The following is a 13,045-nucleotide window of genomic DNA, read 5'->3' as shown; positions in this document are numbered from 1 at the left end:
CCTTGGAGGTCATCCATGAAGACTGTGCTGCTGACCGGCGCCGCCGGGTCGATCGGGTCTGCCTTGCGCCGTGAACTGAAGGGCGTCTACGGCGAGTTGCGGCTGGCCGATATCAAGGCGATCAACGATGTCGGGCCGGGCGAGTCGTTTCATCGGCTGGATATCGCCGATGCCGGCGCGATCAATGCGGCCATGAAGGGCGTTGACGGCGTGATCCACATGGCCGGGCAATCGATCGAGGCCGACTGGGACACGGTGCACCGCCAGAACATCGTCGGGCTCTATAACCTCTATGAGGCCGCCCGCAGCGCCGGCGTAAAGCGCATCATCTATCCCAGCAGCAACCACGCCGTCGGCTTCTATCCGCGCAACCGGCGTGTCGGCGCGCGTACCGTCTTCCGCCCCGACGGACGCTACGGCATCAGCAAGGCCTTCGGCGAACTGGTGGCGGCGATGTACGCCGACAAGTACGGCATCGGCTCGCTGTGCATTCGCATCGGCAACGCCAACGACAAACCGATCGACAAGCGTCGCCTCAGCATCTGGATCAGCTGGCGCGACCTGGCGCAACTCGTGCGCATCGGGCTGGATCATCCCGAGATCCATTTCGAGATCGTCTACGGCGTCTCGGACAACGAGCGCTCCTGGTTCGACAACGCCACCGCCTACCAGCTCGGCTACCGGCCGCAGGACCGTGCGGAGGACTACGCGGTCGAGGTCCTGGCCAAGGAAGCGCCCGAGGATCCCGACAAGGTGGGCCCGCGCGTGATCGGCGGCGCCTTCGCCGACGAAGAGTATGTCGGCGACCCGGACCGCATCGAGAAGTTCAGGTATTAGGAACTCGTCATCCCGAGCGCAGCGAGGGATCTCCCTCGATTGACGCACCGTGCGTCCTCGGGGGGAGATCCCTCGCTGCGCTCGGGATGACAATCCTCAGCCCGCCGCCTGTGCCCGGGCGATACCGTCGGTGATCATCCTGGCGGCCGCCTCGGCATCGACCCAGCGCGCGATGGTCACCCACTTGCCTTTTTCCAGGTCCTTGTAGTGCTGGAAGAAATGCGCGACCTGGTCGCGCAGGATCTGCGGCAGCTGCTCATGACTGGTGACGCCGGTGTAGAACGGGTGCAACACGTCGACCGGCACGGCGATCAGTTTTTCATCCGGCCCCGCCTCGTCTTCCATCATCAGCCCGCCGATGGGCCGGCAACGGATGACGGCGCCGGGCACCACCGGCACCTGCCCGACCACCAGCACATCGACCGGATCGCCGTCCCCCGACAGGGTGTGCGGAATGAAGCCATAGTTGCCGGGATAAAACATGGCGGTGTGCAGGAAGCGATCGACGAACATCGCGCCCGACACCTTGTCCATCTCGTACTTCACCGGCTCCCCGCCTTGCGGCACCTCGATGACCGCATTGACGTCCCAGGGCGGCGTCCTGCCGGTCGGAATTTTGCTGATATCCATCACAGCCTCCAGGCATGACCGTAGCATTCTTCCTCGGTCATTGCGCAAATCGGCCCTGTCAGCGCAGTAGGACGCTTGCGGACGGACGGTGCGCGGCCGCCGACCGTCAGCGCCGGCGGCGTCCCAGGAACGTCTCGAGGACCGCGCGTGTCAGGCGCTGGTTGTTGCGGTACCACGCATCGTCAGTGGCGAACACCGGTTCAGCCGGATCCCAGCCGCTGCAGGTGAAGTCCGACTGCCGGGCAAAGAAGTCGACGAAGGTCTCCTGCTGCCGCCAGGCCGCGATGGCCGGCCCCGTGAATGCGCCGGCATCCTGGATATCGCACAGCATGACGCCGTCGCTGGTGCGGATCAGGCCCTGACCGCAGAAGTCGCGGTGAAAATCGACGATCACACCCTTGCCCGGCGACTGGCGCATCAGCGCCGACCATAGCGCAGTCGCCAAGTCGGCGCCGAACGGCCGGCGGTCGAGCCGGTCACGCAGTTCCAGATCCACCTGTCGCTGCCGCTCAGGGGTGCGATGGCTTGAACGATCGTCCGCCATGGATGCCCGGCAGAGAGACGTCACGCGACGAGGCGGATGCCCTCCTGCTCCACCGTCGGCGCGACATCGGCCACGGTCGTGCGCTGCAGGCTGCGCTTATAGGCCAGATCGTCGAACGGCCGGCCGCGGTGCATGGTGCAACGGTCGTCCCACATCACAAGGTCGCCGACCCGATAACGATGGGTGTAGACGAATTGCCGCTGTGTAGCGTGGCGGATCAGGTCGGCCAGCAGTGTCCGGCCTTCGCCCTCGTCCATGTTGAGGATGCGCCCGGCGTGCGAGGCCAGGTACAGCGTCTTGCGCTTGGAGCCGGCGTGGGTGCGCACGACCACCTGCGGCACCGGCGGCAGCTGGTCGTACTCCTCCTGGCTGAAGTTGCCGTAGCCGGTCTTGGCGCGCGAGACGAAGATCGAATGCTCGGCCACCAGCCCTTCGAGCCGGCGCTTCATGTCATCCGGCAGGGCGTCATAGGCCGCGCGCAGGTCGGCGAACTCGGTGAAGCCGCCGATCGGCGGAATGGCCTTGGCATAGAGCAGCGAGCACTTGGCCGGCACGCGCTTGAAGGAACTGTCGGTGTGCCACAGCTGGTTGCCGAGGTTGAACATGCGGCGCCGATCGTCGGCTTTCAGCACCTCGTTGTTCTCATCCAGGTTCGAGACGTCGGCCAGGTCGGGGCGCAGCCGCTGCCGGGTATCCTTGCGGATGGTGCCCATGCTGGTTTCGAGCGGGCCGAAACTGAGGCTGAAATCGACCTGCTGCTGATCGGTCAGATCCTGCTCGACGAAGATCAGGACTGAAAAGCGGTTGAAGGCGTCCTCGATCACCTGCAGGTCGCCGCGCTCCACGGGCCGGCGCAGATCGAGCCCGCCGATCTCGGCGGCGAAGCTTTCGGTGATCGGATTGACGATGACGGGCATGACTTCCTCCGATCTCTTGTTGGCGACAGGTTATGCTGACCTGGCGGGCGCGACAACGGGGAGGGTCTGATCGGCTACACCACGGGCGACATGCCGCCATCGACGTTGATCGCCACGCCATTGATGTAGGAGCCCGAGTTCGACGCCAGGAAGCAGGCGGCGTTGGCGAACTCTTCCGCCTCGCCCATGCGGCCGATGCGAAGGCCGCGCGCCTTGGCGAATTCGTCGAGGAAGTCCTTGTACGACGTGTTGGTGCCGGGGTTCTGCTTATAGCGACGCATCCACTGGTCGCTGTCGATGAGGCCGACCAGCAACGCGTTGACCAGCACGTTGTGCTCGGCCCCTTCGTTGGCCAGCACCTTGGTGAGCGCCAGGCCGGCGGCGCGCGAGACGCTGGTCGGCGCCGAGTTGGCAGCCGGCGCCTTGGCATGTGTGTTCAGCACGTTGATGATGCGGCCCCAGCGCCGCTGCTTCATGCCGGGGAAGGCCAGGCGGCAAAGGCGGATCGCCGGCCAGACCTTGATCGCAAAGTCGGCCTCCCACTCAGCGTCGGTCACGCTCTCGAACGGCTTGGCCGCCGAGGCGCCGGCGTTGTTCACCAGCACGTCGACCTGGCCGAAGTCGGCGACCACTTTCGCCCACGTCGTCTCCAGCGCCGCCTTGTCGGACACATCGCAGCTATAGGCCTCGACCTTCGTGCCGGCCTTGCCGATTTCGGCCTTGGCTTCGGCCAGCACATCTGGCCGACGTGCCAGCAACGCCACGTTCGCGCCCGCGGCCGCGAACTTCAGCGCCATGGCCCTGCCCAATCCCATGCTCGCGCCGGTGATCAGCGCAACGCGGCCATCCATCCGCGATTCCATGCCGGTCTCTCCTCGAGCGGTGATGCGGCCGCCATACTGTCACGTCCGGACCCGGCATGGGACGCCGATGTTCGGCCACGACAGTATGACTGGTTTGCATCCGACATGGGCTCGAACCGCGCGCCACGGCCTGGCGGCGCGCGGTCATGCGAGACGATCGCCCTGTCAGTCCGGCAGCGTCTCGCCGGACCCGCCGTTCTGGGCGGGCAGATCCTTGAACTTCGGCAGCCCGTCCTTCATCGAGATCGTCTTGGTAGCGTAGAAGACGTGCGCCGCCGGCACATGCTTGAGGCCGTCCACGACGGCCGGCGGCACATCGACCACCCCCATGCCGGGATGATCAACCATCAGCGTGCCGCCGCAGTTCTTGCAGAACTTCCGGTACGAGTTCTCGGTCTTGTTGAAAGTGCCGACGCCCGACTCGCCCTTGGTGACTTTCACAGTATCCTTCGGCCACAGGCTGAAGGCATGGATGGGTGCGCCCAACCAGCCAGTGCAATCCTTGCAATGGCAATAGCCCATCAATACGGGCGATCCGCTGACCTCGAACTCGACGTTGCCGCAAAAGCATTTCCCTTTGTACGCGTCCGCCATGGTCATGCCCTCCCACACGTGGTCTGAGTATGCGTCCATGCCTGGTCCGGTCCCACCCGATGGACGCGCGAAAAGCGTAGCCTACCCACCGCTGGGCTGCCAGCACGCGATCATTCTGAGACAACATGCGCAGCGGTTTCCCGACGCTGCGCAACGAACCTTACGCTTGCGACACCACGGCGATCCGCCCGTCATGGGCTCGCCCCCTCAGGAAAAGCGCTCCCACGCCGCCTGACGTGAAATGCCCAGCGCTTCTCCAATGGCGGCCCAGCTGATACCCCGCTGTCGCAAAACCTCGACCTGCGTCTGAAGCACGGCCCGCGTGCTGTCCACCATGGTCTCCGATGGTGGCAGAGCCGCAAGCAACTGGTCATCGCTGAGCGAGTCCCACCCGGCAAACCCGGGCGTCGGTCGGTTACCCAGAATGTCATTACACAACCCGACGCACGCGTCGCAGATGTAGACACCTGGACCGGCGATGAGCTTCGCGACCTGTTTCTCTGGTTTGCGGCAAAATGAACAGTACAGCCGTTTCTGGCGGGAGAACTTGAACATGATAGGCCCTCCAGAATTTGTCAGGTATTCCTTGACATAGCGTTTGTCAAGAATTCCTTGACACCATTAGGGCGTCGACATCCCTGCTGGTATCGGCGGCCGGCGGTAGCTCCAGGTTTAGAAGGCGGCGCAGATCGGTGCTTCGATCTTCAGAACGGACTGCTGCTTGAACCGCTGCTTATAGGCAGTGGCGATGGCCTCGAACTTGGGTCGTGATGCCGCCAGGTCATCGACAAGCACGGTCAGCCGCTTGCTGCGCTCGCGATCGATCTTGCCGGTCTGGGTGTCGCGATACTGCCCCCGTGCATCCGTCACGGTCAGGCCTGCCGGGAACCGCGGTGTCACTTCCTCGTCGACAAACCGCGTCCACTGCGCCTCCGACACCTCGGCCCGACCGCCGATATCGCGGCCGAAGTACAGGTCGACCTGGGTCGCCGATTTTGCCGGTGCCGGACACGGCGGTGCCGTGGCGCAGGCGCCCATCATCAGGACAAGCGCAATACCAGCCACCGTGCGGCGCGGGATCGTCATGACCGGTGCCTCACGGGTTGGACTGATGCACGCAGCGTTAGCGCAGCGAGGCGTTGATCTTGTCGAGCGCCGCCGTGCCGGGACACAGGTCCGGTGCGTTGAGCTGGTTGAGCGGCTTGTCGACGGTGTTGAAGTTGGTGTGCAGATCCTTCGGCATCGGCTCGACATAGAGCAGGCCGGTGGCCACCTCGCCGGCGGCTTCGGCGGCCTGGATGTACTGCATGGCCGCGATCTTGTCGCAGGGATCATAGTCCGGCGCCAGCTTACGCAGCCGCAGCAGCGAGCCGTCGTGCTGCTGCACCTCCTGCATCGTGCCGGGATCGTACTGCGTCGTGATCTCCTCGCGGGTCTCGATGAAATCCAGCCGGTTCACCGCCTCGTTGTGCTGGCGCACATACTCGTAGCTCTTGGTCGAGCCGGCATGGTTGTTGAAGGCGACGCACGGGCTGATCACGTCGAGGAACGCCGCGCCCTTGTGATCGATGGCGGCCTTGATCAGCGGCACGAGCTGCTGCTTGTCGCCGGAGAAGCTGCGGGCCACGAAGGTAGCGCCCATCAGGATCGCCAGCGACACCATGTCGATCGACGAGTCGGAATTGGCGGCGCCCTTCTTGCTGACCGAACCGCGGTCGGCCGTCGCCGAGAACTGGCCCTTGGTCAGGCCGTACACGCCATTGTTCATGACGATGTACATCATGTTCACGCCGCGGCGCATGATGTGGGCGAACTGGCCCAACCCGATCGAGGCCGAATCACCGTCGCCCGACACACCCATATAGACCAGGTCGCGGTTGGCGAGATTGGCACCGGTCATGACCGACGGCATGCGCCCATGCACGGTATTGAAGCCGTGGCTATGGCCGAGGAAGTAGGTCGGTGTCTTCGACGAGCAGCCGATGCCCGACAGCTTGGCGATCTGGTGCGGCTGGATGTCGAGTTCGTAGCAGGCCTGGATGATGGCGGCACTGATCGAGTCGTGACCGCAGCCGGCGCACAAGGTCGACACCGATCCTTCATAGTCGCGCCGCGTGTAGCCCGCCTTGTTCCGCTGCAGGGAGGGATGATGCAGCTTGGGCTTGGTGATGTAGGTCATCGTGGACTCCGCAACCCTACTCCGCCGCCAGGCGCTTGGGCGCCAGGTGGCCTTGAATGGCATCGGTGATGAAGCGCGCCGTGATCGGCGTGCCGTCATAGTGCAGGATGGGCACGATCTTGCGCGGATCGGCACCGAGGTCGCTCAGCAGCAACATGCGCAGCTGGCCGTCGCGGTTCTGCTCGACCAGGAACACCGTGTCGTGGTCCTCGACAAAGTCGGCGACGACCGGGCTTAACGGATAGGCACGCAACCGCAGGGCATTCATGTGCACGCCCTGCTCTTCCAGCCGGTCCAGGGCCTCGGCCATCGCCGGGCTGGTGGAGCCGAAATAGATCACGCCGGTCCGGGTCGCCGCCTTCGCCGGCCGCAGGACAGGCTGCGGCGCGATGTTCTTGGCGGTCTCGAACTTGCGGACCAGGCGCTCCATGTTGTCGACGTAGACCGGCCCTTCCTCACTGTATTTGGCGTAGCGGTCCTTGGTGGTGCCGCGGGTGAAGAACGAGCCCTTGGTCGGGTGCGTGCCGGGATAGGTCCGGAACGGGATGCCATCGCCATCGACGTCGAGATAGCGGCCGAACTTGGCGCTGGCCGCTTGCAGATCTTCTGCCGTCATCACCTTGCCGCGGTCATAAGCCCTGGAGTCGTCCCATTCGAACGGCGCGCACAAGCGATGGTTCATGCCGATATCGAGGTCGGTCATGACGAAGACCGGTGTCTGCAGGCGGTCGGCGAGATCCAGCGCCGTCGCCCCGAAGTCGAAACACTCTTTCGGGTCTTCGGGGAACAGCATTACGTGGCGCGTGTCACCGTTGGAGGCGAGCGCACACGACAGGATGTCGGCCTGCTGGGTGCGGGTGGGCATGCCGGTCGAGGGACCGCCGCGCTGCACGTTGATGATCACCGCCGGAATCTCGGCGAAATAGGCCAGACCGATGAACTCAGTCATCAGCGAGATGCCCGGCCCCGAGGTCGAGGTGAAGGCGCGGGCGCCGTTCCAGCCGGCGCCGATCACCATGCCGATCGAGGCCAGCTCATCCTCGGCCTGGATGACGGCATACTTGGCCTTGCCGGTCTCCTTGTCGTGGCGCAGGCGCCGGCAGTGCGACTGGAACGCCTCGGCCAAGGACGAGCTTGGTGTGATCGGATACCAGGCGCACACGGTGGCACCGCCATAGACGCAACCCAGCGCCGCGGCGTTGTTGCCTTCGACGAAGATCCGGTTGCCGACGGCGTCGGCGCGGCGCACCTTCAACGCCACCGCCGACGGATCCATGTTCTTCAACACCCAGTCGCGGCCCAGGTTCAGGGCCTTGATGTTGCTGTCGAGCAGCTTTTCCTTGCCCTTGTACTGCTCGCCAAAGAGACGCTCGATCTCCTTGGGATCGATGTCGAGCAGCACGCTGAGCGCACCGACATAGATGATGTTCTTGAACAGCTGGCGCTGGCGTGCATCGGTGTAGGTGGCGTTGCAGATCGCCGTCAGCGGCACGCCCACCACATTGATGTCCGGCCGGAACATCGAGGGCGGCATCGGCTTGGTGGCATCGTAGAACAGGTAGCCGCCGGGCTCGATCTCCTTGAGATCCTCGGCCCAGGTCTGCGGGTTCATCGCCACCATCAGGTCGACACCGCCGCGCCGGCCAAGGTAGCCGTTCTCGGTCACCCGCACCTCGTACCAGGTCGGCAGGCCCTGGATGTTGGACGGGAAGATGTTACGCGGGCTGACCGGCACGCCCATGCGCAGGATGGAACGGGCAAACAGTTCGTTGGCCGAAGCCGAGCCCGATCCGTTGACGTTGGCGAACTTGACGACGAAGTCGTTCACCGCCTCTAGCTTTTGTGGCATGCGTGCCCCGCGTGCGTCATCTCGATGTAGTACTTGCGCATATCCCACGCGCCCGTCGGGCAGCGTTCGGCGCATAGACCACAATGGAGACAGACGTCCTCGTCCTTGGCCATGATGCGGCCGGTTTTCAACCCATCACCGACGTACAGGTCCTGCGTGGTGTTCAGCGCCGGCGCCATCAGCCGTTCGCGCAGGTCCGTCTCCTCACCATTCTCGGTGAAGGTGATGCAATCCATCGGGCAGATGTCGACACAGGCGTCGCACTCGATACAGAGATTGCCCGTGAACACCGTCTGGATATCGCAGTTCAGGCAGCGTTGCGCTTCCTTCCAGGCCAGGTCGAGATCAAAACCCAGCTCGACCTCGGCCTTGATATCCTTGAGCGCGATTTCCTTCTGGCGATGCGGCACCTTGAAGCGCGACACGACCGAGATGTCGTTGTCGTAGCTCCACTCATGGATGCCCATCTTCTGGCTGACGATGTTCATGCCAGGCGCGGGACGATCCTTGATGTCCTCGCCGAGCAGGGACTTGTGGATCGAGATCGCCGCGTCGTGGCCGTGCGCCGCTGCCCAGATGATGTTCTTCGGACCGAAGGCCGCGTCACCGCCAAAGAACACCTTGGGATGAGTCGACGCCAGGGTCACCGTGTCGACCTTGGGCATGTGCCACTTGTCGAACTCGATGCCGATATCGGCCTCGATCCAGGGAAACGAGTTCTCCTGGCCGACGGCCACCAGCACATCATCGCACTCGATGTGCTGATCGGGCTCGCCTGAGGGCACCAGGTTGCGGCGGCCTTTCTCGTCGTAGACCGCCTTTACTTTCTCGAACACCACGCCGGTCAGCTTGCCGTCCTTGTGCGTGAACTCCGTGGGCACGAGGAAGTTCAGGATCGGGATGTCCTCGTGCATGGCGTCTTCCTTCTCCCAGGGAGACGCCTTCATCTCTTCAAAGCCGGAGCGCACGACCACCTTGACGTCGCTGCCGCCCAGGCGGCGCGACGTGCGGCAGCAATCCATCGCCGTGTTGCCGCCACCCAGCACGATCACGCGCTTGCCGATCTTGTCGATGTGGCCGAACGAGACGCTGGACAGCCAGTCGATGCCGATATGGATGTTGGCCGCCGCTTCCTGGCGGCCGGGGATCTCGAGGTCACGGCCGCGCGGCGCGCCGGAGCCCACGAAGATCGCGTCGAACCCTTCCTTCAGCAGCGCCTTCATCGAGCCGACGCGACGCTGGCGAAACTCGACGTTGCCGATGTCGGTGATGAAGGCGACTTCCTCGTCGATCACCGACTCGGGCAGGCGGAAGCGCGGGATCTGCGTGCGGATCATGCCGCCGAGCTTCGGATCCTGGTCGAAGATCACGATGTCGTAGCCGAGCACGGCGAGATCGCGGGCCACCGTCAGCGACGCCGGTCCACCGCCGACGCAGGCGATCGTCTTGCCGATCTTCTGCTGTGGCGCCTTGGGCATGTGCGCGGCAACGCCGTTCTTGTAGTCGGCCGCCACACGCTTGAGCCGGCAGATGGCTACCGGCTCTTTCTTGTTTTTGACCAGCGTTTCGTCTTCGACCCTGCCGCGTCGGCAGGCAGGCTCGCATGGCCTATCGCAGGTTCGGCCCAAGATGCCCGGGAACACATTGGACTTCCAGTTGATCATATAGGCGTCGTCGAAACGACCATGTGCGATCAACCGTATGTACTCAGGCACCGGCGTATGGGCCGGACACGCCCACTGACAATCGACGACTTTGTGAAAATAGTCGGGATTGCCGATATCCGTCGCTCTCAACTGCTTCCTCCAGGGAACCCTTTGCGAGGGGCTACCAGGTTCCCAATTTCTCGTGGGTTGGGTCATGTTTACCCGACTGGGCTCACGCGAACCACCGCAATCGGTCAATCCCGTCCCGCGTCCAGCGAATTCCCCTAATCGCCACAAGGATTTGCTGCATTGCAGCATATCCGGCGACAATCACCGTAAGGCCCCTCAGTTGCCGCCATAGAGATAGTTCGGCAGCCAGAGAGTCATCCCCGGCCACACGTACATGATCACCATGCACAGCATGACGATCAGCATGTAGGGCATCATGCCGGCGAATATCTGGTTGATGGTCACGTGTTTGGGCGCCACGCCCTTCAGGTAGAAGGCCGACATCGCCACCGGCGGCGACAGGAAGGCGGCCTGCAGGTTCACGAATACGATGGTGCCCCACAGGATGGGGTCGATGTCGAAGTGCTTCAGCAACGGCAGGAAGATGGGCACGAAAATGATGATGATTTCGGTCCATTCCAGAGGCCACCCCAGCAGGAAGATGATCAGCTGCGACAGCAGCATGAACTCCAACGGCGTGAGGTTCATCATCAGGACCCACTTCTCGATCAGGCCCTGACCGCCCAGAATGGCGAATACTGCCGAGAACAGGGCCGAACCGACAAACAGCCAGCACACCATGGCCGTGGTCTTGGCGGTCAGGAACACCGCCTCCTTGGTCCGCTTCCAGTCCAGGGTGCGGGCCTGGAACGCCAGCAGGAAGGCGCCCGCCGCGCCCACGGCTGCTGATTCCGTCGCCGTCGTGATGCCCAGCAGGATCACAGCCAGCACCACCGCGGTGAGGATGCCCAGCGGCATCACCGATGCTGTCAGCAGTTTCAACACCTGGAACCGCTCGGCCGTCATGTTCCAGTAGTAGCGCGCGACCAGCAGCGCCAGCGCCGCCGTGATGCCCCAGAACCACATGAAGAACGAGTCACCGGGTCCCGTCGGCGCTGCTGCGGCCGGCGATCCCCCGGCCGATCCCAGCGGCTCCAGCCCCGGCACCGACGCGGGATCGCCGCCAGCCTGCTGGTAGATCACGACATACCACCAGACGGTTGCCATCGTGGCCGTCGCCAGCGCGAACGGTACCAGCGCGTAGCCCAGGTTCACCAGAACCGCGCCAGCGTTCATGCGGCGGCCGTCGACGTCGATGGCCTTCGCCTTGGCGGGCGACACCAGCGCCCGCAGCAGCGACACCAAGACGTTGTTCGAATAGGCAGCCTGTAGCGCGCGGACCCAATCCGGGACCGGCACGCGCGTCTGCTCTTCCGGCAACTTGGGCGCGATCTTGGGATTGATCGTCGCCCAACCGATCACGTAGACGACGTAGAGCAGCGCCAGAAAGAAACCGGGGAACATGGCCGCGGCATAGAGCTTGACCACCGACTGGCCGGCGACGGCGGCATAGACGATGATCATCACCGAGGGCGGGATCAGAATGCCCAGCGTGCCGCCGGCGGTGATGACGCCCGAGGCCAGCTTCACGTCGTAACCGGCGCGCAGCATCGGGTTGAACGCGATCACGCCCATCAGCACCACGACGGCCCCCACCAAGCCGCTGGCGATGCCCCAGAACGTGCACACCACCAAGGTCGCGATGGCCAGCGGCGCCGCCGCCCGCCGAAACGCCAGCTGGATGGCATAGAACATCTTGTCGACGAGCGCGCCGCGCTCCATCACGTAGCCCATCAGCACGAACAACGGGATGGATATCAGCACGTCGTTGGTCATGGCACCGTAGGTGCGCTGGACCATCAGCTCGAAGACATGGTTCTTCGCCCACGGCTGCGACGGATCGTAGTAGGCGACGAAACCGAAGAAGATGCCCAGACCCATCAGGGTGAAGGCCGTCGCGAAGCCCATCATGATCACGACGATGATGAGCACCAACATCAGGAGCCCAAGTGCCGGTTCGCTCATGTCGTCGGGTCCCCGCCCCGCCCGCGCTGGCGCGCGGCTTCGTCAATGTGCTGCGCCTGCGCGATGGCCATCTTGCGCGATTCCTCGTCGACGTATTGGCTATGCGCCAGTTGCTCCTCGACGACGTCGATCTCGGCCACGTCCTTCAACCGGGATGGCCAGGCTCCGGTCTTCAGGCAGACGATGCAGCGCACCACCTCGGCGACGCCCTGTAGCATCAAGAATGCACCTGCGATCGGGATCACGGTCTTGAAGTGGTAGACCGGCGGGCCGTCGGCAGTGACGTTGGAGTGCTCGCGGATACGCCAGGCGTCGGCGGCATAGTCGACGCCGGCATAGATCAGCGCCGCGATGCCGGGAAAGAAGAAGACAAAATACAGGATCAGATCGAGCGTCGCCTGCGTGCGCGGCCGCATCGAACTGTAGAGAAAGTCGCCGCGGACATGGGCGTTCTGCGCCAGCCCGTAGGCGCCGCACAACATGAACAACGACCCGTACAGCATGTTGTTGAGGTCGAAAATCCATGCCGTCGGCATGTTCATGATGTAACGCTTGAAGACCTCGGCACAGACGACGACCATCAGCCCGATGATCAGCCAGGCTGCCGCCTTGCCGACCCAGGTGCTGACGGCGTCGATCCCGTGCACAAACCGTTCGACGGTCATGGGGTGACGACTCGGAACGCGACTGTCCCTTCTCCCCGCGCAGGCAGGGAGAAGGTGGCGCGTAGCGCCGGATGAGGGGCTTGACGGTGTCGGCTAGAGCCCCGCGTCATGGGTAGAATCGAAGTTTGCAGCAAGATCGCGAAACCCCTCATCCGCCACAGGTACTTCGACGCTTGGCGTCGAAGTATCGAAACGGGCACCTTCTCCCCGCATTCGCGGGGAGAAGG

12 protein-coding genes and 1 pseudogene are annotated in these 13,045 nt (G+C 63.9%); 1 reads left to right on the top strand and 12 read right to left on the bottom strand.

What is annotated here, in order from left to right:
- The first annotated feature begins 15 nt into the window (after positions 1 to 15).
- The gene (locus FQU96_RS19940; protein WP_146543089.1) at positions 16 to 837 is read left to right on the top strand and encodes an NAD(P)-dependent oxidoreductase; all 822 of its coding nucleotides are present in this window, start codon (positions 16 to 18) and stop codon (positions 835 to 837) included.
- Between the two features lie 96 nt (positions 838 to 933).
- On the opposite strand, the gene ppa is transcribed toward FQU96_RS19940, so the two are convergent.
- From ppa to FQU96_RS19880, 12 genes and pseudogenes are all read right to left on the bottom strand, one after another.
- Positions 934 to 1,467: an inorganic diphosphatase gene (gene ppa / locus FQU96_RS19935; protein ID WP_146543088.1), complete on the bottom strand. Its 534-nt coding sequence runs from the start codon at positions 1,465 to 1,467 to the stop codon at positions 934 to 936.
- A 106-nt stretch (positions 1,468 to 1,573) separates the two neighbouring features.
- Positions 1,574 to 1,963 carry a hypothetical protein gene (locus tag FQU96_RS19930; RefSeq protein ID WP_146543087.1) on the bottom strand — a complete coding sequence of 130 codons (390 nt, stop codon included), beginning with the start codon at positions 1,961 to 1,963 and terminating at the stop codon, positions 1,574 to 1,576.
- Between the two features lie 68 nt (positions 1,964 to 2,031).
- On the bottom strand, positions 2,032 to 2,928 hold the full coding sequence (locus FQU96_RS19925) for a TauD/TfdA family dioxygenase (RefSeq protein ID WP_146543086.1): 897 nt from the start codon (positions 2,926 to 2,928) through the stop codon (positions 2,032 to 2,034).
- A gap of 74 nt (positions 2,929 to 3,002) precedes the next feature.
- A complete protein-coding gene (locus FQU96_RS19920) occupies positions 3,003 to 3,791 on the bottom strand; it encodes an SDR family NAD(P)-dependent oxidoreductase (protein WP_146543085.1) in 789 nt (262 codons plus the stop codon).
- A gap of 165 nt (positions 3,792 to 3,956) precedes the next feature.
- Complete coding sequence (locus FQU96_RS19915) at positions 3,957 to 4,385, bottom strand: GFA family protein (RefSeq protein WP_370461381.1); 429 nt, start codon at positions 4,383 to 4,385, stop codon at positions 3,957 to 3,959.
- A 420-nt stretch (positions 4,386 to 4,805) separates the two neighbouring features.
- Positions 4,806 to 4,940 (bottom strand): annotated as a pseudogene (locus tag FQU96_RS42730) (ClpX C4-type zinc finger protein); the annotation flags it as partial.
- Between the two features lie 117 nt (positions 4,941 to 5,057).
- Positions 5,058 to 5,471 (bottom strand): DUF3574 domain-containing protein, encoded by a 414-nt coding sequence (locus FQU96_RS19905; RefSeq protein ID WP_146543083.1) that lies wholly within the window; start codon positions 5,469 to 5,471, stop codon positions 5,058 to 5,060.
- A gap of 37 nt (positions 5,472 to 5,508) precedes the next feature.
- The gene (locus tag FQU96_RS19900; RefSeq protein ID WP_146543082.1) at positions 5,509 to 6,564 is read right to left on the bottom strand and encodes a 2-oxoacid:ferredoxin oxidoreductase subunit beta; all 1,056 of its coding nucleotides are present in this window, start codon (positions 6,562 to 6,564) and stop codon (positions 5,509 to 5,511) included.
- A 16-nt stretch (positions 6,565 to 6,580) separates the two neighbouring features.
- Positions 6,581 to 8,413, bottom strand: a complete 1,833-nt coding sequence (locus FQU96_RS19895; protein ID WP_146543081.1) for a 2-oxoacid:acceptor oxidoreductase subunit alpha — start codon at positions 8,411 to 8,413, stop codon at positions 6,581 to 6,583.
- Positions 8,398 to 10,209, bottom strand: coding sequence for an FAD-dependent oxidoreductase (locus FQU96_RS19890; RefSeq protein WP_146543080.1), 1,812 nt, complete (start codon positions 10,207 to 10,209; stop codon positions 8,398 to 8,400). The genes FQU96_RS19895 and FQU96_RS19890 overlap by 16 nt, the downstream gene beginning before the upstream one ends.
- A 195-nt stretch (positions 10,210 to 10,404) precedes the next feature.
- Positions 10,405 to 12,153 (bottom strand): TRAP transporter large permease subunit, encoded by a 1,749-nt coding sequence (locus tag FQU96_RS19885; RefSeq protein WP_146543079.1) that lies wholly within the window; start codon positions 12,151 to 12,153, stop codon positions 10,405 to 10,407.
- Positions 12,150 to 12,818: a TRAP transporter small permease subunit gene (locus FQU96_RS19880; protein WP_146543078.1), complete on the bottom strand. Its 669-nt coding sequence runs from the start codon at positions 12,816 to 12,818 to the stop codon at positions 12,150 to 12,152. Before FQU96_RS19880 ends, FQU96_RS19885 begins: the two co-directional genes overlap by 4 nt.
- Between the last annotated feature and the right edge of the window lie 227 nt (positions 12,819 to 13,045).

Source organism: Reyranella sp. CPCC 100927 (assembly GCF_007859315.1).
GTDB lineage: Bacteria > Pseudomonadota > Alphaproteobacteria > Reyranellales > Reyranellaceae > Vineibacter.
This window is presented reverse-complemented; position numbering and strand designations above follow the sequence as displayed.